This window comes from Oscillatoria sp. CS-180 (genome assembly GCF_028330965.1).
Lineage (GTDB): Bacteria > Cyanobacteriota > Cyanobacteriia > Phormidesmidales > Phormidesmidaceae > Halomicronema.
In genome coordinates, this window is sequence record NZ_JAQMUB010000079.1 from 19,440 (window position 1) to 39,859 (window position 20,420).

General features: G+C 49.2%; 23 protein-coding genes. 13 read left to right on the plus strand and 10 right to left on the minus strand.

The features are described from left to right. Nucleotides 1-22: 22 nt before the first annotated feature. From PN498_RS18390 to PN498_RS18400, 3 genes are all read right to left on the minus strand, one after another. Nucleotides 23-589, minus strand: coding sequence for a hypothetical protein (locus tag PN498_RS18390; RefSeq protein WP_272064608.1), 567 nt, complete (start codon nucleotides 587-589; stop codon nucleotides 23-25). After that, a complete protein-coding gene (locus PN498_RS18395) occupies nucleotides 555-965 on the minus strand; it encodes a hypothetical protein (RefSeq protein WP_272064609.1) in 411 nt (136 codons plus the stop codon). Before PN498_RS18395 ends, PN498_RS18390 begins: the two co-directional genes overlap by 35 nt. A 138-nt stretch (nucleotides 966-1,103) precedes the next feature. Next, on the minus strand, nucleotides 1,104-2,012 hold the full coding sequence (locus tag PN498_RS18400; RefSeq protein ID WP_272064610.1) for a hypothetical protein: 909 nt from the start codon (nucleotides 2,010-2,012) through the stop codon (nucleotides 1,104-1,106). 580 nt (nucleotides 2,013-2,592) lie between these two features. Between PN498_RS18400 and PN498_RS18405 the strand changes: the two genes are divergently transcribed. Further along, nucleotides 2,593-3,447: an MlaE family lipid ABC transporter permease subunit gene (locus PN498_RS18405; RefSeq protein WP_272064612.1), complete on the plus strand. Its 855-nt coding sequence runs from the start codon at nucleotides 2,593-2,595 to the stop codon at nucleotides 3,445-3,447. A gap of 58 nt (nucleotides 3,448-3,505) precedes the next feature. On the opposite strand, the gene PN498_RS18410 is transcribed toward PN498_RS18405, so the two are convergent. After that, entirely contained in the window at nucleotides 3,506-4,750 is a 1,245-nt protein-coding gene (locus tag PN498_RS18410) for an L-lactate MFS transporter (protein ID WP_272064613.1), read from the minus strand. 418 nt (nucleotides 4,751-5,168) lie between these two features. On the opposite strand from PN498_RS18410, the gene PN498_RS18415 reads away from it, so the two are divergent. The 4 genes from PN498_RS18415 (at nucleotide 5,169) to PN498_RS18430 (ending at nucleotide 9,046) form a co-directional block, all read left to right on the plus strand. Next, nucleotides 5,169-6,683 (plus strand): ATPase domain-containing protein, encoded by a 1,515-nt coding sequence (locus PN498_RS18415; RefSeq protein WP_272064614.1) that lies wholly within the window; start codon nucleotides 5,169-5,171, stop codon nucleotides 6,681-6,683. Then, entirely contained in the window at nucleotides 6,676-7,815 is a 1,140-nt protein-coding gene (locus PN498_RS18420) for a sensor histidine kinase (RefSeq protein ID WP_272064615.1), read from the plus strand. Before PN498_RS18415 ends, PN498_RS18420 begins: the two co-directional genes overlap by 8 nt. A gap of 339 nt (nucleotides 7,816-8,154) precedes the next feature. Next, the gene (locus PN498_RS18425) at nucleotides 8,155-8,451 is read left to right on the plus strand and encodes a hypothetical protein (RefSeq protein WP_272064616.1); all 297 of its coding nucleotides are present in this window, start codon (nucleotides 8,155-8,157) and stop codon (nucleotides 8,449-8,451) included. A gap of 19 nt (nucleotides 8,452-8,470) precedes the next feature. Next, on the plus strand, nucleotides 8,471-9,046 hold the full coding sequence (locus PN498_RS18430; RefSeq protein ID WP_272064617.1) for a hypothetical protein: 576 nt from the start codon (nucleotides 8,471-8,473) through the stop codon (nucleotides 9,044-9,046). Between the two features lie 131 nt (nucleotides 9,047-9,177). On the opposite strand, the gene PN498_RS18435 is transcribed toward PN498_RS18430, so the two are convergent. Together PN498_RS18435 and PN498_RS18440 are read right to left on the minus strand one after the other, a co-directional pair. Beyond that, nucleotides 9,178-10,206, minus strand: coding sequence for a glutathione S-transferase family protein (locus PN498_RS18435; protein WP_272064618.1), 1,029 nt, complete (start codon nucleotides 10,204-10,206; stop codon nucleotides 9,178-9,180). 42 nt (nucleotides 10,207-10,248) lie between these two features. Further along, complete coding sequence (locus PN498_RS18440; RefSeq protein WP_272064619.1) at nucleotides 10,249-11,067, minus strand: hypothetical protein; 819 nt, start codon at nucleotides 11,065-11,067, stop codon at nucleotides 10,249-10,251. Between the two features lie 180 nt (nucleotides 11,068-11,247). Here PN498_RS18440 and PN498_RS18445 point away from each other — a divergent pair, with 180 nt between their 5' ends. The 7 genes from PN498_RS18445 (at nucleotide 11,248) to PN498_RS18475 (ending at nucleotide 16,629) form a co-directional block, all read left to right on the plus strand. Beyond that, nucleotides 11,248-12,246: a zinc-binding dehydrogenase gene (locus tag PN498_RS18445; protein WP_272064620.1), complete on the plus strand. Its 999-nt coding sequence runs from the start codon at nucleotides 11,248-11,250 to the stop codon at nucleotides 12,244-12,246. Nucleotides 12,247-12,357: 111 nt separating this feature from the next. After that, entirely contained in the window at nucleotides 12,358-12,711 is a 354-nt protein-coding gene (locus PN498_RS18450; RefSeq protein ID WP_272064621.1) for a hypothetical protein, read from the plus strand. 266 nt (nucleotides 12,712-12,977) lie between these two features. Further along, on the plus strand, nucleotides 12,978-13,289 hold the full coding sequence (locus PN498_RS18455) for an ArsR/SmtB family transcription factor (RefSeq protein WP_272064622.1): 312 nt from the start codon (nucleotides 12,978-12,980) through the stop codon (nucleotides 13,287-13,289). A 371-nt stretch (nucleotides 13,290-13,660) separates the two neighbouring features. After that, entirely contained in the window at nucleotides 13,661-14,812 is a 1,152-nt protein-coding gene (gene arsB / locus PN498_RS18460) for an ACR3 family arsenite efflux transporter (protein WP_272064623.1), read from the plus strand. Nucleotides 14,813-14,844: 32 nt separating this feature from the next. Then, nucleotides 14,845-15,237 carry an arsenate reductase, glutathione/glutaredoxin type gene (gene arsC, locus PN498_RS18465; protein WP_272064624.1) on the plus strand — a complete coding sequence of 131 codons (393 nt, stop codon included), beginning with the start codon at nucleotides 14,845-14,847 and terminating at the stop codon, nucleotides 15,235-15,237. 289 nt (nucleotides 15,238-15,526) lie between these two features. Next, entirely contained in the window at nucleotides 15,527-16,171 is a 645-nt protein-coding gene (gene arsH, locus PN498_RS18470; RefSeq protein ID WP_272064626.1) for an arsenical resistance protein ArsH, read from the plus strand. Nucleotides 16,172-16,179: 8 nt separating this feature from the next. Then, nucleotides 16,180-16,629, plus strand: a complete 450-nt coding sequence (locus tag PN498_RS18475) for a phosphatase domain-containing putative toxin (protein ID WP_272064628.1) — start codon at nucleotides 16,180-16,182, stop codon at nucleotides 16,627-16,629. A gap of 92 nt (nucleotides 16,630-16,721) precedes the next feature. Here PN498_RS18475 and PN498_RS18480 read toward each other — a convergent pair whose 3' ends face one another. Further along, nucleotides 16,722-17,210 carry a redox protein gene (locus PN498_RS18480; protein WP_272064629.1) on the minus strand — a complete coding sequence of 163 codons (489 nt, stop codon included), beginning with the start codon at nucleotides 17,208-17,210 and terminating at the stop codon, nucleotides 16,722-16,724. A gap of 119 nt (nucleotides 17,211-17,329) precedes the next feature. On the opposite strand from PN498_RS18480, the gene PN498_RS18485 reads away from it, so the two are divergent. Then, nucleotides 17,330-18,199: a LysR family transcriptional regulator gene (locus PN498_RS18485; protein WP_272064630.1), complete on the plus strand. Its 870-nt coding sequence runs from the start codon at nucleotides 17,330-17,332 to the stop codon at nucleotides 18,197-18,199. 29 nt (nucleotides 18,200-18,228) lie between these two features. Here PN498_RS18485 and PN498_RS18490 read toward each other — a convergent pair whose 3' ends face one another. The 3 genes from PN498_RS18490 to bcp are packed head-to-tail and all read right to left on the minus strand — an operon-like array spanning nucleotide 18,229 to nucleotide 20,026. Then, nucleotides 18,229-19,041, minus strand: coding sequence for an alpha/beta fold hydrolase (locus PN498_RS18490; RefSeq protein ID WP_272064631.1), 813 nt, complete (start codon nucleotides 19,039-19,041; stop codon nucleotides 18,229-18,231). A 32-nt stretch (nucleotides 19,042-19,073) separates the two neighbouring features. Continuing rightward, on the minus strand, nucleotides 19,074-19,529 hold the full coding sequence (locus PN498_RS18495; RefSeq protein WP_272064632.1) for an NUDIX hydrolase: 456 nt from the start codon (nucleotides 19,527-19,529) through the stop codon (nucleotides 19,074-19,076). Nucleotides 19,530-19,549: 20 nt separating this feature from the next. Beyond that, on the minus strand, nucleotides 19,550-20,026 hold the full coding sequence (gene bcp / locus PN498_RS18500; RefSeq protein ID WP_272064712.1) for a thioredoxin-dependent thiol peroxidase: 477 nt from the start codon (nucleotides 20,024-20,026) through the stop codon (nucleotides 19,550-19,552). Between the last annotated feature and the right edge of the window lie 394 nt (nucleotides 20,027-20,420).

Consider the following 20,420-nt stretch of genomic DNA (forward strand, 5'->3'; position numbering starts at 1 on the left):
TAAGACGAAACGAGACAGCCAGTCAATAGCGTTCAAGCGATCGCTCTAGCACATAGGTCGAGGGTTCAACAATCGCCCATGTTCCCTCAGGTTGCCGCCGCAGGGTGGCGAAATGAAGATAATCGGCAGATCCCATTGATTCTCCCCGCTCCACCAGTCCAATACGCGGTCGTTTAATACCGCAGAATCGAAACAAATAGGCAGGGACTTCAGGTGATGAGAAAAAAACGCAGTTCTGCTCGTTGGCGGCAGTTTGAACCTCGCCATCAAAGGGTGCTCTCACCCGTGCGCCCCTCAGGTGAACCGAAACATCGCCTAGCCCGGCAACAATCTTGAAGCCCTCTATGACATCACCTAGATCGAGTTCCCAAGATTGATCCAGCGCTACCGAGCGAGATGATGCAACCGCCTCTTCGCGGCAACTGGTCAAAGTGACTCCCAAGCCAATACACATCACGACTGTCAGGCTCCACCTAGCAACTGAACCGATTCTCAGCGACCCCATCTGCTCTCCCAGTGCAACCTGAATAGAGTTGTCTAGACAGTGGCGCAGCCTATTCGAAATTAAATCGATACCCAGCATACTCATTGTCTTCGTACAGGATGACTAATTGTGTCTTGGGATCAAATTCCAAAGGATAGGCTTCTCGTTCTGCTTTGACCCCAGCTCGAACAGATAAACCGGCCATTCTGCAATACGGTTCAGCCACAACTTGGCGGACACGTTCCTTAGAATCCCGTTCGGGAATCGTCAGCAGTTCTGCAAGCTGTTGACGAGAGAGGGTCGCCTCAGTTTGCACAAACTCCTCACAAGCCTTCTCATTAACGCTGGTTTGCGATCGCGATAACCACGACCGCATGTTTTGCACATCGACCAGTACTAGGGTCGCGGCGATGATGACACCCCCTGCTACCAAAGACTTCATCGGTGAGGCTTGAGAGGGTCTAGACGGTTGACTCACCATAGCATTCAGCTCCTAAGCGATAAAATCAAAACGTAGAAAATACGACAAAATCCAATCCTGAACAGTTCAAAGAAACTTCAACAAACCTGAAATGGTCTAAGCCCCTCATTGTCAATTAGTCAGCGGCTCATCTCGTACTTAAAACTGCCCCCCCAGCCACAGCCCGACCAAAGCTAAGAAGAGACGAGTGATGAACGCTGAATCCGGACGTTCTGAAAATAAAAGCCGATAAAGCCCTAGCACGACAGCTCCTACAATGGCTCCTACAATCCAGTGCCAAAGCCAAGGGGTCGCCGACAAAGCCAGGTCTAAGGCCACCCGACTGATTAATCCACCGCCAAACCATGCCAGCATGTGTAGCGGGGTCAGCGGCGATCGGTTTTCTAACGTGGCGGTAACGGATTGCCAAACAGTTTCAAACGCCGCCATAGGCTCTGCAATCAGCGATCGCACAGCATGAACGTTTGGCCTTAGCCGTTGTGGACGAGACCGCCCATAGGTGCGAATTTCTGCGGCATTTTGAGAGGCCTGATGCTCATCAAGATTCAGATCAATATCAACCGCCATCAAGACGTAGCACCCATTTTCATCTTGAACTACGTTGGTGAGGGCGGCGTCTCTCAACTCACAGAACTGCTCTCGTGCTAAACCGCTACCTTGCGCCTGACGCGGCAGAATGATGTCGAGCGCCTTGGCCGTCCGTTGAAATTTTTGGATAGCTAGTTCCTGCTGTCGATACAAGTCATTGATCCGGTCAGCTTCGTTGCGGAGCCGCTCCAGATGACTGTTGACGCTAGGCGGTATGGTGACCTCTGGCGTTTCCAAATGAGGTGTTGGCTGAGGCGATCGCTGCCGCAGCGCCTGCACCATATCTGTCTGATGAGTCTGATGCGATTGCCGTGCAGCACTCCCCTCCATTCCAGCAAAAGGCAAGTCCGGCGATCGCGCGCTGTCTTCACTGAGGGCAGGAGTCTGATGGCGGGCATTGGTCTCATTTTGAAGGGCGAGCAGTTGTTCGCGAATGGAGCTGAATTCGGAGTTATTCATCAGGACACACCAGACAGTGTTAAGTCAAATCAGGATTCAGTACAGACGTACTAATTAATAAGTATAAGTGTACTTTCTTTTTCTTGATTTGCAATACATTGGTGTGATCTCTTCAATCGCTGCTGGCGATCGTCGCTCTGATAAGCTGCTGACCGTCAGTTTTAACGGCCTCCTTTGTTGACTATCTCGGTGGCGGATAGAGCAAGATGGTGTGAAGGATGATTACAGGCACCCTTGTGAACAAATGCTGATCACTGGTCGTCTTAAAGAAGTATGTTATTTTCCTTTTCAGCCTTGCAACGGCACAAAACGCTTTAAAGCAAAGGGATTGATAGGCAATCGCTGATGGAGTTTTGTTCTGCAGGTTAGAAAAGCCAAGACTTACGCAATCAATCTTGGTTGCAACACTCCAAGCCGTGATCTCGAAGATCTAACGTCTGGGGTGCCCTTAGTATTGAGGGATTCAGGGGGCTAATGCGGAAGTCTGACGCTGATGAATGTGGGCGATCGCCTCCAGGGCTTTTTCTGGATGTTCGTCTGACAACTCAGTAAGGCACTTTAAGCAAGAAACGGTGCATTCATGATCAATCCTTTTCGGCTCAGCTCTCCTGACAACTATGCTGCGGCAAGGAAGCGCCCCCTGATAACGACATCGCTGTCCCCCTACACTCACATACGAACTCGGTCTTGTGCTTATCACATCATGATGGCGGTGTTGTTAGGTGGACAGGTCCTTATGCGGATTTTGCGGGGCCGGGTCCGACGTCATCAGGTCATGGAACAAATGGTCATGGCAGGTCCTGGCGCACTCATGCCCGTCCTGATGACTAATCTGTTTGCAGGGATGATCTTTTCAATTCAAACTGCTCGCGAGATGGCCCGTTTTGGTGCCATTAGTGCTTTAGGTGGAGCCTTTGCCATGGGTTTTTGTCGGGAGCTTGCACCCATTTTGACTGCGGCCATCTTGGCGGGACAGGTTGGTTCAGCCTTCGCTTCTGAAATTGGCAGTATGAAAATTACGGAGCAAATCGACGCGCTTAAAGTTCTCCGCACTGATCCGATTGATTATCTTGTCGTTCCCAGAGTCGTTGCTTGCTGTGTGATGTTGCCTGTGCTGACCGTCACAGGTTTGGTTCTGGGCGTGGTAGGCGGACTTTTTGCTGCCAGTTTTTTCTTCAACGTCCAGGGGGCTATTTTTCTAGAGTCTGTGCAAACACTTCTAGAGCCCATGGATTTGGTTGCAGTTTTGTTAAAAGCGGTGATTTTTGGGACCATGATTGCTTTGGCAGGTTGTACCTGGGGCCTAACGACGACGTGTAGTAAAGGATTAGGGCGATCGGCAACTTCCGCTGTGGTAACAACCTGGGTTGGTTTATTCGTTGTTGATTTCTTTATCACTGTCTTACTCTTCCATGGCCTGCAAATCACGTATTAATGCCGTTCTCAAGAGAGCTGAAAGACGGGGAGCGTAGGCTTCACGGGCAAAAAAGTTTTCAGCCAGCTCGATCATGTTTGAGCATGAGGCTCGCAATCACAATGCCAACGATTGCAAATCCAGCCATGGGGGAAAACGCTTGCGTGTAGGACCCGAACAAATCTCGAATGCGTCCCGTAACAAATGTCCCTATCAGGGCACCAACCCCATAGGCCGTAAACACAATGCCATAGTTTTGCGCATATCGGTCAGGGTTGAAAAAACGCAGTGTGGTGGCTGGGGCCATGGCCAACCAACCGCCTAAACAGAACCAGAAAATGCAGAAGGCTAATAGGTAGGTAACGACTTGCCCTGATTGGGCATGAAACATCAAAATACAGGCGATGATCGTCAAGGTATAGGAGACGATCGCAACGTAGTGGGGTTTGAAGCGATCAGTCAACCACCCGAACAGCGGACGACTGAAGCCATTGAAGAGGGCGAATAGCGAAATGCTGTTGGCCGCCAAGGTCGGATTAATATTGATGATTTCTTCCGCCACAGGACTGGAAATACCAATGGCACTTAACCCCACCAAGGTGCCGATCACATAGCAAATCCACAAACCATAAAACGACCGACTTTTGAAGAGACTGCTGGGATAAGACTTGTTTGGAATTGTTGTAGCGCGAGTAATCTGTTGCCGAGGTTGCCAGCCGGGTGGGGGCAATTTGAGGGCGATCGCGATCGCTAGAATAATTGCCATAAAAGCAATGCCTAAGATTCTTAGCGTCGGTCGAGCCGTATACGTATTGATGAGGTGATTGGCGAGGGGAGCTGTAATTAGCGGTGACAGTCCGAACCCTCCGATCATCCAACCCACCGCCAGACCTTTCCTATCAGGAAACCACCGCGACGCTACGATCATAGGCACACCATAGGTGATGCCGACTCCCGTCCCGCCAATCACACCATAGGTGAGGGTGAGCATGGCAACGTGGTCGACAAAGCTTGCCAGGATATATCCTGACCCTAAAACAATGCCACCAATCACTGTTGTAGTTCGGGTACCGATGCGCGGAATGAAAAAACCTGCAACCGCTACGAATCCAGCATAAAAAAGCAATACAAAGGTGTAGGGCAGTAGGCTTTCAGTCGCGGTAAGGTCTAGTTCAGCTTCTAGCGGTTTTCTAAAAATACTCCAGGAATAGACTGTCCCCAGGCATAGCGAGACGATCATACCTAAAGGAATCAACAGCCATCTGCCTTTGTCCGCAGGCAGGCCCAACACAGTTATCTCGGACTCATGACCGATTGTGCTCATAGGCTATGTCTACTGTGGTCGCTCCTCCATAAATTTCCAACATTTTAGGGGACAGATTCGAGTCAGTTTGTTGATAAAGCGGACTTCAGCATATCGGTTCTCTTGAGTAGCGATAGACAAAGCGGGGGGTGAGTTATGGCTTTAGCTTAAGCTTGTGCACCCATTCGTATCTGGGTTAGGACTGACGCATGAACCCCCTCACCCCAAAAACTGGGACGTTGAATCTGGCTTCTCCATATTTGGGATTGAGAACCTGAAGTTTGGATGTAACCGTGCAAGGATGTCTTCCCTAATTATGGGCAAGGCTCAAAATTTAGCCTCTGCCATACAATTGTGCTGCCAACTTCAAGAGATTGGGGGGAGTCTGTCGTACAGTAAGAATCATCTTTTGGATTTAGAAAAACATAGTCTGTCACCTATGAAAAATGATGGTCAACTAATCAGAATCTCAACTGGAATAACCTCGCTTAACGACATTACCTGTGGCGGTCTACCCAAAGGTGAAATCTACGTTGTCAATGGTGCGCCCGGTGCGGGAAAGACTATTTTGGGACTCCATTTTCTCCAAGCAGGGATACAGGCGGGTGAAAAAGTCTTGTGTATTGCTCTATCTCAACGGGTACAAAGCCTACAGCAGACAGCAACTTCTGTAGGCATAGATACAAGCGGCATTGTTTTTGAAGAATTCAGTACTCCGCAAGCGCTGGAGGTGACAGCGCGACAACAGACTGTTTTTGATACGTCTGAGGTCGAGTTGGAAGAGATGATGACTTATTTTACGAAGGTCATTGAAGCGATGCAGCCTCAGCGCGTCATGTTTGATGGTATTGAGTATCTGCGCATGCTCGCCAACGATGCTTTGGTCTATCGACGTAATTTATTGATACTGCGGGATTATATGTACACCCGCAACATCACTGTAATGTTGACGGATACTCAAGAGGTAGCCCTTAGTGATCTCGAACTAGTCTCCACCGTTCACGGCATTATCACCTTATTTAAGGAGACGACTGATTACGGTCAAGATTACCATTACCTGCAGGTATCCAAAATCCGAGGCAGTGACTTTCAGTCGGGCATTCACGATTTGGAAATCACCAATCAAGGCATGCGCGTCTATCCCATTCGTCATCAGTCTTCTAATCAAATTCCCCAGATTTCAAGCCCCACTAAGGTTCCTTATCAGCTTGTTTCGAGCGGCGTCGAGCCATTAGACAAACTGATTGGCGATCATCTCCTAACTGGTACTTCGTGCTTATTTATTGGTCCGTCAGGCACAGGAAAGACGACGATCGCTAGCTTGTTTATTCATCATTTCATCAAGCAAGGTGGCAAAGCCAGCGTTTTTCTGTTTGATGAGTTGGCAACCACCTTTCTGGAGCGGTCCAAAGGACTAGGCATTGGCTTAGATCGGGCAGAATATTCAGATCAAATTCGAATTCATGAACTGGGACTGAGCAACAGTAACCTAGGCAAATTCACGCATCTGATTGACCGGGAGATCAAGGAATGGGGAGCGAGAATTGTTTTGATTGATAGCTTAACGGGCTATGTCAATTCTATGCCCAGCACTCAGAAGCTCATTACCCAACTACATGACTTGCTGATTGCACTGAATCGGCAAAATGTTCTGACATTGTTAGTTGTGGCACAACATGGCGTAATTGGTAATCAGCTCAGTGAAGAAATCGATATTAGCTACTTAGCTGACGCCGTGCTGTTACTGCGGCATTTTGAAGCTCAAGGAGCGTTACATCGAGCGATCGGTGTCTATAAAAAGCGTTACGGTACACATGAAACGCGAATTCGTGAAGTGCAGTTGAGTTCAGCGGGCATTCATATTGGCGAACCGCTCGAACAATTTATAGGTGTGCTTTCGGGTATTCCTAACTATATTGGCGATGCTCAAAGTTTGATGGATGCTGATGGATGAACTCGCTGATACTCTAGCGCTCTCCGCAGACGCAATTGTTGTTGCGACGCAACTTGAGCAGAATGCCGAGGTTATCCAACAGGTTCTCGCAGCCCAAGGATGGTCCTGCGTTGATGCGACCACAATAGAGACAGTGTTGGCTGCCATCCAGGCGGAAGTTAGCTTGGTGATTGTTTCTGAAGAGATGCTATCGCTTGGTAATAACTTTGAGCAATTAGTGACTGGCTTAAATGAGCAGCCAGAATGGTCTGACATTCCCATAATTTTCTTGCTCAAACACTGTCGCCGCTTCCCGAACTGCCTAGCGATGTTACGGTCTGCCCGTTATCAGCGCAGCATCACCCTGCTTGAAATGCCGCTCAAGCGCCATGAGTTTACTTCAATTGTGCAGACTTGCCTGAGCAATCGACAGCGCCAGTTTCAACTGCGAGACACACTGCGGCAGCTACACGAGAGCAATCTTGCCCTTGAAAGTTTCAACCATATGGTGGCCCATGAGCTGCGCAACCCGCTCAACGTTGTGACTGTTAGCTTGGATTTGCTACAGCGAATGTCGCTAGAGAGTAGTGAACAAAAACTCGTACAAAAGGGTTTGCAAACTTCCCGCAAAATGAACCAAACGCTGAAAGCGCTGTTAGAGTACGGCAAGCTCGAATCTCGGCGTAATCTCACGTTTGAGACTACTGATATGAGTGTTGTCGTTGAGCAAGCAGTGAATGGATTACAAAACATCATCAATGCTTACCAAGCTACAGTCGATTGGACTGATTTGCCAGTTGTGCAAGGCAATGCAAAGCTGTTAGAGAATTTGGTCAATAATTTAATTAAAAACGCTATTCTTCACAATGAAGCAGTCAAACCTATCGTCATGATTGAGAGTGAATCGCGGGGCGATCGCTATCACTTTCGAGTCATCGATAATGGACCTGGTATTTCCTTCGAAGATCAGCAAAAAATATTTCAGCTGTTTGTTCGGGTTGGTAAAAGTCAGGTCGAGGGCAGTGGATTGGGTCTGGCCCTCTGTCAACGAATCGTTAACCAACATGGTGGAACGCTGGGCGTTAACTCGGAGCTAGGTCAAGGTAGTACCTTTCATTTTGACCTGCCAAGAGCTGTCACTACTCAAGCCTAGAGGATCGCATATCAAGAAAAACACCTCTGAGCCTCACGAATACATGCTGTATGGCTTTTAGTGAAGCCTATGATGCCTCCCATGCATGCCGCTATATCTCAAAACTCAACGGAGTCTGCACAAAGAGAAGTCTGGCATCCGTTGAAGATTATGGGACTGGCGACGGCTGTAATAGAGGTCTTGAGAAGTTCAATGGTTCGCCTGTGCAAGGCAGGGTGTGCAGTGATTGAGAACCTCAAGAAAAGGACTAAAGGGTCGTCATCCAGGTGGGTGAATCCGATCGCACGATGGCAGGTTCTATGGGTCCACCTAAGCTAGAAAGACAGGATGAGGTGTTGTATGTCATCAGACGATCTCTCTAAAGCTCAGGTCCAGCAGTCAGACGCTAATAGGTCGACAGTGCCGAAGCTGGCTCAAAACTTTTTAGCTGGCGCTTTCTTGAGTGGCTTACCTATCTTCGTTTACCTAGTGTTGTCTCTAGAGATGACCCATACTTCTGTAGCTGAGGTGGGATGGGTGACGTTAGGCAGTGCGATCGCACTTCCCGTGTTCGTGGGTTGTTTGGCAGCCCTTTTACCCAAGACAATCATCAAGGCTTTGTCAGAGATGTTGGAGTCTATCAACCTTCCCTTCTGAAGTCTGTCCAGGATGGATTATGAAATCAATTTGCTTGTTCGGGTACTGTGGCTGGATATCTCTCGTCTCAATAGCCAGTGTGGCCTTGCCGACAAACCTGGCATACGCCTCTCCGAGCTATCAAAGCCAAGACATCTTTGACTATTCTCAGAACGTAGAAGCCGAGAATAGTTTTGCATCGGAGGCCGTAGGCTTTCAGGTGGTCCATATCAACAACCGTGGCCGAGTTCTAGAAACCTTTGTCAACATTCCTGGGGCCACCATCAAAGTCCACGCTGGGGGACGTGTAGAGATTGCGGAGCAGAATTACTCAGTCGAAGTTGATTATTCGACCGGGGGGCGTATCCGCCGCATTGGCAATACGGGCTTTTATTACTTCAGCAGTGGTCGCGTCCGAGCTATTGATGACATTCGCTTCAACTATTTCAGTAATGGTCGCTTCAACTCCATCGATAACGTGGATTTCAACTATTTCAGAAGCGGTCGTATTCGCAGCATTGACAATATTCGCTTCGATTACAACTCCCTTGGCATGTTAGAAACCGTCACAGCCAACCAAACCGCTAATGGTGTTCGCATCGTCGTTGTCGATTAGGGCATTCAGGGGAACAGGGGACAAGGGTAAGGAATTAGGGAACAGAGGGACTTGTTTCACTTGTACACTGCTATATTTTCAAAAATCTCCTAAGGCTAAGGCGTGAAGCGAAGCAACACGACTTTCACACTCTACGAAGCAGTGAGGGGTAGCTCTTGACTCAGTGAGGCGCGATCGCAAGGCTCAGACCATATTTTGGGATCAGCGCCCAAAGGAATGATGCCACCAGGATTGAGGGGAAACAAATTGCCAAAATAGTCGGCGCGGATAGCGGCTAAATCACAGGTTCGGGCAACACCAGGCTGCTGATAGATATCACGTGCATAGGGCCACAGCTGCGGATAGTCACAGATACGGTGGCGATCGCACTTGAATAAACTGTAGTAAACAGCATCGAAGCGGAACAGAGTCGTGAACAACCGTACGTCTGCTAAAGTCAGGCGATCGCCGCAAAGATATCGATGTCCTTTGAGATGAGCGTCAATGTCATCTAGCGCTGTGAACAATGCAGTGCAGGCGGACTCATAAGCGGCTTGAGATTGGGCAAACCCGGTACGATAGACGCCGTTATTGATAGCCGGATAGATGCGTCTGTTCCAGGCTTCGATCTGTTCTCTTAGATCTTCTGGGTAGAGGTCAAGTTCGGGGTGAGCAGCGTATTCATCGAATCCTTCATTCAAGATTTTGATGATGTCTGCGCTTTCGTTGTTGACGATTGTGCGGGTCTGAGTATCCCAGAGGACGGGAACCGTACTGCGCCCTGAGTAGCCGGGTTGAGCCGTTTGGTAGAGTTCGGGGAGCGATCGCCAGCCCAAACCAGGATTATCAAACAGCCAAATGCCTTCATTAGGAGATGGAGATACCCGCCAGAGTGGAATGACATTCTCCAGACCTTTCAGGGCTTGAGTCACCAACGTTCGATGTGCCCATGGACAACCCATACCCACGATCAGACAGTAGCGTCCGGTGGCGGGAGAATAGGGACTGTCTGGTGCAATCATGGAGCGAAAACCACTCTCCGGGCGAGTATAAGCGCCGGATTTGTCAGACGGCGCAAGCCGAGCCATCATCACCTGCCACAAAGTATGCCAAACCGTTTTACCCAGACGAACAATCAGTCCGGGAGGAAGACTAGCCTTGAGTTTGGGGGAGCTTGACATGGTAGAGGGTTGGAGGAATGGAGGGTTGGGAAAAATGGAGCGTTATTCGGTCACGGAACTGAGGTACACCAGCATTTCATCGACTGTTAGGTTGAGCATCGCTAGATTGGGATTATCGGATGAAAAGAGTTCATCACCTTGAACTGCTTGCAGGGCTTCAGAGGACTGGGCGATCGCCGCTGAATCAGGCTGCAATCGTAGAATGAGCATGCCATAATACGCTTCTAGGTTCGATCCTTCGAGCACAACGGTACCGCCATAATCCCAACCAAAGCCATAGAGATCGAAGGAACCCAGCAGGGTTTGCAACCTAGAAAAAGAGGTGCCAATCTGAATCCCTTCTGAAAGTTGCCAAGCAGACCCAAAATCTCTAATTAACAGCGGTTGAGTGCGATCGTTATCCAACCAGATCACAGAAAATGCCTGATCGGTGCCCGCATTGACGACCGTACCGGATTCTGTAAACCCTTCTCCTACAGCAATTTCAGTATCGTCTAAGGCCGCCTCACCAAAGATCTCTGCTAAGTCGGCACGGCTAGTCGTTTCGCTCACAGGCCCTACTCGTTCACCAGGAACGATGGTGAGGTCGGAGTCAATCGCTTGAGCCAGCTGTGATGATGAAGAGGAGTTGGCCTTTGAGACATTGGTCGATTCGAGGAACGCTTCCGAGGATGGCGACTTGTCAGACCAATTTTCAGCAGCTTCTGAAGTTTGCTGCGGTGTGGACATGTCGGACTTAGGGGAAACATCAGCGCGATCGCTGACAGGTTCTTGGGCACTACAGCCTGCTGTCAAACAAAGAGCTGTCGCCCACACAAGAGCACGCCAACGAGTCGTTACGGAAAAGTTCTGAAAGGCCATAGCAGTAGTTATTTCTCCAGTCGCGAATAACGCGAACAAGTCATTCGATCATAGCGATCTCTTTTGGTAAAAAGAGGCCGCTTAAAAAGAGTCTGCCCATGGGCGCATCCATTAAAGTAAAAAATGGGAAGTCATTCTCGATACCCGTAGCGAGTTTCCGACTTATCAGTTTTAGTTCGTATGAAAGCCTGTCTCTTTAAACATCCTGGGTCTGTAGACGTTCTTGCCTACACCGATGTCCCCCTCCCCACCATCAGCCGGGATACTGAAATTCAAGTCAGGCTGAAAGCGGCGGGCATCAATCCTATTGACACGAAGATTCGCCGACGTGGAGCATTTAGGAAAGACGCTGCCTTTACAATTCCGGGTTGCGATGGTGCGGGAATTGTTGAATCGGTAGGGGCAGGGGTCCGTAAGTTTAGTGTGGGCGACGAGGTCTTCTTTTGTAGTGGTGGTTTGGGTGGCGATCGCGGCAACTATGCAGAGTACGCCATTGTGGATGAACATGACGCCATTCATAAGCCCGCTCGTTTGAGTTTTGCAGAGGCGGCGGCGGCACCGCTTGTGCTGCTTGCCGCTTGGGAAGCATTGTATGACCGCGCTCGTATAACGGCTCATCAGCGTGTTTTGATTCATGCCGGAGCGGGCGGGGTGGGCCACGTTGCGATTCAATTGGCCAAGCTGCGAGAGGCTCATGTGGCGACCACCATTAGCTCTGAGTCCAAGGCCCAGCTTGTTACCCAACTCGGGGCCGATCACTGCATTTATTACGATCGCATTCATTTTGTCGAAGCCGTCATGGCTTGGACAGATGGCCATGGTGTTGATATTACTTTTGATACGGTTGGCGGTCCGGTATTGTCTGACAGCTTTAAGGCAACTCGATATGGAGGCGATGTCATAACGCTCCTAGCACCGACCGAGAGCACGGACTGGAAAACGGCTCGCGATCGCAATCTTCGCCTCAGCTTTGAACTGATGCTAACGCCGCAGCTGCAAACTCTTCCTGAAGCTCGTGCTCATCAAGCTAAGATTTTGGCGAGCTGTGCAAAACGTCTGGATACAGGTCAACTGCACATTCATGTCGACAAAACGTTTCCGCTGAGTCAAGCTGCTACCGCTCACCGATGGATTGAGGAAGGTCAGGGCATGGGCAAAGTGGTTTTGGTGATGGACTGATAGGTGCTGGACAGTAATTCGATTGCGGCGAATTTTACTCAACGTTAAGCACAGAGAGAATGGGGAGATTTTCGCCTCACAATACTAGAAGGTCCCATCAAATACATTTAGATGACTTCTCAAACTTCGGCACAAATTACGCTCAATCTGCTGCAGGGTTCTGTTCGCTTCAACTTCTCAGAGGCCGCAGCTCAAGATTTAAAGGTTGCTCTCGTCAAGTTAGTGACTCAACTTAAGGCGATCGCGGCTCAGCCTGTGGGTTCCAGCAAACGTACTCCAGAACCCACCCTGGAGTATCAGCATGCGGGTGACGTTTTCTTCGAAGTGTTTTGCAATCCTAATATTTGGCCAAGCCCTTTTGCTGCCAAGCTGTTGATTACAGTTCGTGATGATCGTATTCGCTTGACGACAGAAGCCGAACTTCCTCGCGTCTTAGAGGACCTGAATCACTATTTGGAAGCATAGCCGATACAGAACTACTCAATTCTACGTAGTTCAATGCTTCAAAAAAATACACATTGATGAGTCATCTCTCATGAGAACTTTTGCAGCTTATTTATAGACTCAAGTTTATCTAAAAACCAGCATTAATTTGACTCATTAATAAGCATAGATTTTTAGTTTTTTAGATGGCTTTTTTTGATGATGGAAATCCCCCCTCGGGGCAATGGCATCTCTAGATTTACTAATTAGACTTGATTCAAGTAGTCAAGTAATAAACATCTGAGAAAATGTTTTCAGGAGAGAAAATTTCCACGGCAAAATCCTTTCATGCTCTTTCTGATCCACTGAGACTTCGCATCATTGAGAGCCTAAGAAAACAGGAGTATTGCGTTTGCGATTTGTGTAAACATCTAGACGTTAGTCAATCTAAATTATCGTTTCATTTGCGAGTCTTAAAGGAATCGGCCATTGTACGCTCACGATCCCAAGGTCGTTGGACCTATTACAGTCTCAATCTTCCTCAAATCGTTGCTATTGAGCAGCATCTAGCCGATTTCCGCCTTGATGGTATACCATCTCCCCTGCCCGTCTACACCTGATTCAGTTGAACAAAATTGCGACGCAAGAAGCCGTAATTTTGTTCCTCTCAATGATCGTTTGAAATCTCTTTCTTCACTTCATACAGCGATCAACAGGCTAAATCACTAGTGTTAAAGCTCAACCCTAAAATTTCCGTCGTTTAAAATACCTTAAGGCCCATTGCCGAACAAGTTTTCTAAGAAAACTCTCACTTAGAACTCATCATCATTCCTAAGAAAAAATCAAAAATATTTGATAAAATGCTACGCAGATGGATTTTACGTATTCCTCGAACTTTCTGAGTATAGAAATTCGAGCTTCTTCGTTGTGCTCATCTTGTTGAGCGTGGTGAAAGATTTCCCTGTGTTTCAGTGTTCTTTGGAGATGATCAATGACAACTCACTCTTCGGGCGATACCAAAGCCCGACAGATTGGAGGTCGGCTGAGTTTTTTCGAACGATATCTAACGGTTTGGGTTTTTCTGTGCATTGTGGCAGGCATTCTGCTGGGACGGCTGTTGCCAGAGGTAGCCGTCGTCCTGGATACCATGAGCGTTTATCAGGTATCGATCCCTATTGCGGTTTGTCTGTTTTTCATGATGTATCCAATCATGGTCAAAATTGACTTTTCGCAAGCAAAGCGGGCTGCCCAAGCTCCTTGCCCAGTCATGCTGACCTTGATCATTAATTGGTTAGTTAAGCCATTCACCATGGTAGTGTTTGCCCAATTCTTTCTTGGGTGGCTATTTCAACCGCTGTTAACCGGTAGCGAGACAATCCGTGGGGCGGAAATTGCGCTGGCAGATTCCTACATCGCTGGCGCCATTTTGTTGGGGATTGCTCCCTGCACGGCCATGGTTTTGATGTGGGGCTACCTGTCTTTTAGTAACCAGGGCCATACGCTGGTGATGGTGGCAATCAATTCCCTGGCAATGCTGTTTTTGTACGCTCCTCTGGGACGGTGGCTGCTGGCAACCAACAATCTCACTGTTCCGTGGGAAACGATTGTGATATCGGTGTTGGTCTATGTCGGGTTGCCGCTCTTGGCAGGTGCGATAACGCGAACGTGGATTTTAAGGCATAGGGGCAAGGTTTGGTTCGATCAGGTTTTTCTGAAATATCTTGGTCCCGTTTCAATCGCAGCCTTGTTGACGACGTTAGTCTTACTCTTCGCATTGAAAGGAGACTTGATTGTACGGAACCCGCTTCACATTCTTCTGATTTCAGTTCCATTATTCCTGCAAACTAACTTCATCTTTTTGATCACGTATGTTGCCGCTCAGAAGATGGGCTTGTTTTATGAAGATGCTGCTCCGGCAGCCTTGATCGGAGCGAGTAATCATTTCGAAGTGGCGATCGCAACTGCTGTCATGCTGTTTGGCCTGAGCTCTGGTGCAGCCCTCGCGACGGTGGTTGGAGTCCTGATCGAGGTGCCTGTCATGCTGATGCTGGTGGAGTTTTGCAAAAGGACGGCTTTTTGGTTTCCACGAGAGCCAGAGAAGGCATCTTTGCCAGATCCTCGATGCATCAGCATGCTGCGATGACGCTGATGACAAAACGAACAGGGAGAGTTTCGATGAAACGGGTCATGTTTGTGTGTAAGAAAAATTCTTCTCGTTCTCAGATGGCAGAAGGGTTTGCTAAGTCGCTGGGCCAAGACAAAATCGAGGTGACGAGTGCGGGCTTGGAGGCGAGTCAGGTCCGGCCTGAGGCGATCGCGACAATGAAGGATGTTGGCATCGATATTAGCGACCAGACGTCTAATGCGCTGAGTGAGTTTAGGCCGGAGGATTTTGATGCGGTCATTTCTCTCTGCGGCTGTGGGGTTAACTTACCGCCGGAATGGCTGACTCGTGACTATTTCGATGACTGGCAGTTGGATGATCCGGCTGAGCAGCCAGAGATTTTTCCTCGGGTTCGTGATGAGGTTGAGGAACGAGTTAAGACGTTGATTGAGGGGTTGGTCTAGATCCGCAGATGGCGCAGATGGCGCAGATGGTGCGGGGAGGGGTAGGAGGCTAGATCCGCAGATGGCGCAGATGGCGCAGATGGTGCGGGGAGGGGTAGGAGGTGATCCACGCGGAAAGGTGGCAGTGCTGGACTTAGGCTGAAGACGGTTGTCTTTTGCTGCCGCTTTGAGGCGTTGGTTAGGAGGGGGGGAATAGTGTGGGGCGCTGTTGATGTTGAGGTTGCAAGTGATATAAGCCAGGTTGGCTTGAATTCACAATCGAAACTCTAAAATTGCAAAGTAGGTTCCTATGGTGTTTGCTCATCCACCTCGTATTCTTTTTCTCTATGGTTCTTTGCGGGAACGGTCGTATAGTCGGTTGTTGGCTGAGGAGGCTGCGGGGATTATTGAGGGGTTTGGTGCTGAGGTGAGGTTTTTTGACCCGCATGGTTTGCCTGTGTATGGGGCTGAACCGGATACTCATCCTAAAGTGCAGGAGTTGAGGGAGCTGTCGCTCTGGTCTGAGGGGCAGGTTTGGTCGAGTCCGGAGCTGCATGGCAATATCTCGGGTTTGATGAAAACGCAAATTGATTGGATTCCGCTGACGTTGGGGGCTGTTCGGCCTACTCAGGGGCGGACGCTGGCTGTGATGCAGGTTTCGGGTGGGTCACAGTCTTTTAATGCGGTGAACACGATGCGGATTTTGGGACGCTGGATGCGGATGTTTACGATTCCGAATCAGTCTTCGGTGGCGAAGGCTTATCAGGAATTCCATGAGGATGGAACGATGAAGGAGTCGGCTTATCGCGATCGCGTTGTCGATGTGATGGAGGAGCTGTATCGATTTACTCTGCTGTTGCGAGATAGGGTGGATGAACTAACGGATCGATACAGTGAACGCAAGGTGAAGGCGGCTGAAGCTATGGCTGAGTCTGCTCAGAAGGCACTTCAATAACAAGGCCGATGACTCAATCTTCGCTTGAGGAAAGTGTTTGGTGGCTTATTCCTGGAAAGTTGGCGGGGATGCGAAAGCCTCATATTAGTGAGGTGAATACGCTTGGAATGCTGGGAGTTGGGGCTGTTGTTTCGGTGATGGACGATCCATCAAATCTGGAGGCTTATGAGGCGGCTAAGCTTCCGTTTTTATGGCTACCAACGACGGGGGGAACTGCGCCTACACGGCAACAGATTGAAGGGTTTCGCACTTTTGCGGTTGCTCAAATAGCAGCTGGAAGAGCGGTTGCAGTGCACTGCTCAAGCGGTCGTCGCCGCACAGCAACTTTTTTAGGAGCCTATCGTATTCTGATGGGGGCTGGCTATGAGGAGGTTTTGGAGGCGATCGCCCGCGCTAATCCAAGGGTCGAAATGAGAGCGGTTCAGCTCGACTTTTTGAAAACGCTGGCTACAGAGTGACTCTTGACGTGCGTCAACTTCTAGCTGGCGACAATAATCAACAATGTGAAAACGTCTAAGGAGTCGCTGTTCGCCTCACTACCTGGGCAGCGTTAGGCAGCCATCGGCCAGTCCTCTACAAAGCCGTGCTCGATAGGCTGCAAGTTTGAATCTAATAAGCGGCGTAGGCGTGGAATTTCAGCGCTGTTGTAAACCCGAAATTCACTTTTGATAGACGCTCGCGCAGTACGGACTGCTTGGTTTAAAACCAGAGAACCGTTGGGATCGGAAACTGAGCGGTGAAACGTGCCGGGGGGGAGGCGCAAAATATGCTGGTTGGCGTCCAGGCGAACTTTGTGGAACGGATATTCCCAGGAAAAGTTCACTAAGTAAAATGTCCGTCCACCCGCAACCGCTAGCAGGTTATCTTCTTGATTGGGATGTAGGTAAAATTGCCAAGCACCTTCTGAAGAATTATTGGGACTCGTTGCAGGTCCTTCATGAAAAACTAGATCGCGGGCGTTGGAGTCTAAAACAGTGATGTCAAAAAACTGGACACTCGGCGTGTCTCGAAAACGATGGAAAGAAAGGAGTTCGAACATGGCAACCTGTAGCAATTCAATGATGAAATCAGCTTGCCCGTCACCCTAACTGTTGTGCTCAGTTGGGATCAAAACAGTCGGCGTGTCCTATCTATTCGGTTTGCGAATAGATCATTACTATGAACATTCATCACCTGGAAGTGCTGGTTGCGATCGCTCGTGAGGGAACGTTTTCTAACGCAGCTCTTGTATTGGAAACGTCTCAGGCAGCAGTCAGTCGCGCGATTGCGTCTCTGGAAGCGGAATTAGGCGTCCCTTTACTGAAACGCGGGCGATTCGGTGCCAAACCGACTCAGGTAGGGGAACGAGTGCTGCGGCATGCTCAAGACATTTTGGAACTCCGGGAGCAGATTGATTATGAGGTTAATCTGGAAAAGGGACTATACGCTGGACGGCTTAGAATTGCGTCCTTTCGGAGTGCATCGACTCATCTTTTGCCGCCTATTCTAGCCCGTTTTCGCGATCGCTTTCCCCGTGTGGAAGTCAGTCTGTCTGAGTTGGAGCCAGCCGGTGTGGAACAGGCTTTGCGGGAAGGTCAGGTTGATATTGGACTGGTGCCGCTCCCCCGATCGGAGGAATTTGTGGTGTGGGAGATTGCTAGGGATGAATATGTGGCACTTTTGCCTCGTTCGTCACGGTCGATCGCTAAGGTGCTGACGTGGCATGACCTCTCCGATTACGATTTCATTCTGTATAACTATGCCGAATGTACTAACGCTGTGCGTGAACATTGGCAACGATGGGGACAAAAGCTTGAGGTGGCTTATGTTGTCAAAGAGGATTCGACGATTGTCAGTATGGTGGCAGAAGGCTTAGGGGCGGCAGTTCTTCCTAGACTCGCAGCGTTACCCATTCCTAAATCCGTCCAGGTGCGATCGCTGCCAGAACCTTTGGAACGGGTTATTGGCGCAGCAACGCTTGCTCAAACCCCCCGGACACCAGCTGTAGACGTTTTCATTGCCATGCTGTGTGATGAGGCCGGCTTATAGGTCTAGGTGATTTCTACCGACAGGTCGAGTCAGATCGAACTTTGCTTGAGCCAAGTTTGGATGTCATCAACTGCTTGATGCCAGAGTCCTGTTTCAGTCCCTGGAACAATTTGGATGTACGCCTCCGGAGCGAGTTGATGAACCAGAGCGTTGATTAAGGTCGTTCTGTGGGATGCAATTGCTGGCTGGAGAATCAGCATTGGCGTTGACAGCTGGGGCAAGGCTTCATTCAATCCCTCAGCTTGTAAAACCGTTCTCTGCCGCTGAAACAGCAGCCGACAGGCAGCCGTATTTTGTCTCAACTGCTGGCGTCGTGCTTTGATCTGCCGCAACCAAGTCTTCTGTTGACCAAAGCGGATAATGAGTGGCGCAAACGTTTGAATGATCCAGTAGCGGGGTGCCCAAGCACGAGCCAACCATCGATATGGCTGCCAATACTGCTTTAGCTGAGGATGCGTTAATCCTTCTGGAGTCGCTATGACAAGTTGCTTAACCTGGTGAGGATGTTTGAGGCAATAGCGAATTGCGACCCAGGCTCCTAGGGAATCTGCCACGATGAATTGCGGTGAGGTGCGTAACTGCTTTAAGCACTCAGTGAGAGCATTCACCTCCGTTTCAATGGAGTAGGTCTTGAGTGGCAACGTACTCGATTCTCCAAATCCCAATAGGTCAGGAGCAACACAGTGAAATTGCCGCCCTAATGCCTCCATCAGAGGAACCCACTGATCGCTGCTAGACCAACTGCCGTGAAGCATCAGAAGGGTTGGACCATGCCCGATTTCTCGCCAAAAGAAAGTTCCCTGTGAAACGCGAACTCTGACACTCCGAATTGGTCGTACCATTCTGGTCGTTGGTCCCTTTTACTCGTTGGACACTAAGCGATGACGGTTCTCTTAGCCAGATAATCTTCTACGTGCTGGGCATGATCGTGGGCCATGTCAAGTTCTGCCAAATCAGTCCAAGCGAATGACGCGATCGCTGCAACCTCTGCCGGATCATTTACTACAGGCGTCCCCATGACGCGAACTTCCAGCGCAATACAAATGGAGTGAAAACGCGAATCTCGATTGGGGGCGGAGTAAACGCCGACGAGCCGCCCCACTTCGGATACGTCCAAACCCGTTTCTTCTTCCAATTCTCGCTGGGTAGCCGTCAGAATGTTCTCTCCCCAATCAACCAGCCCGCCTGGAAACCCCCATCGCCCTGAATCCTGACGACGAATCAGCACTACCTTACCATCAGGCAGAATAGGGAGAATACACACACCAACAATGGGTCTTCGAAGAATCAGACCCAACAAAACTCGTCCTGCACGCCAAATTGATTCCATTGATAAAGACTGCAAGCACACTAGGTGCTTGCTGAAAGAGCTGCAATATCTGCCAAGACTTCCTGAGCATGGGGCTCAGGTTTGACCTTGCGGTAAATCTTGGCTAAATGACCTTCAGGATTGATAACAAAAGTACTGCGAGTAATGCCCATGTACTCTTTACCCATAAATTTCTTTAGACCATAGCTGCCATAGCTGCTAGCGATCGCCCCTCCTTCATCCACCAACAAGGGAAAAGGCAAATTGTGCTTGGTCGCAAACTTGGTATGAGACTTGGCATCGTCTGTGCTGACGCCGAGTACAACAATGTCACTATCTTGATAGTCCGCGTAAGCCTCCCGAAAACCACAAGCTTCTTTCGTACAGCCGGGAGTATTGTCACGGGGATAAAAATACAAAACGACCCACTTCCCCCTCAGGTCTTGCGATTTGATGACCTCACCTTCAGCGTTTGGTAACTCGAAATCAGGTGCTAGGTCCCCAACGGTCAATGTCATAAAAATTTGTTGCATAAAGATCGTGATGTCATTCTATACCGGCTTATACCTGGTCAAGAACACGCTAATATAAACTCATAATGATTTTGGTTAAGTGGTTTTGGCTAGAGTGAAGTGAGTCTATAGATTGACCTGAAGACCTCCCTGACGGGTGAACGCTATCAAGGTTTATGCAGCTGAATCTGTTCTTAGCCCTGTAATTTCCAAGCCTGAGGAAGTCGAATTCGGCGTCTCCTAGAATTTAGGGATAAGGGGATATGGGGATGTCAGTCCTGGTTGAAGATCGAACTGTTTTCCTAATACCTAGATCTAAAAGTCAGCGCAGCAAAGCTTCCCATTCGAAAAAGTGCTGTGATGTTGTGTTTAAAGTCAAAAGAGGCTTCAAGCTCAGCGC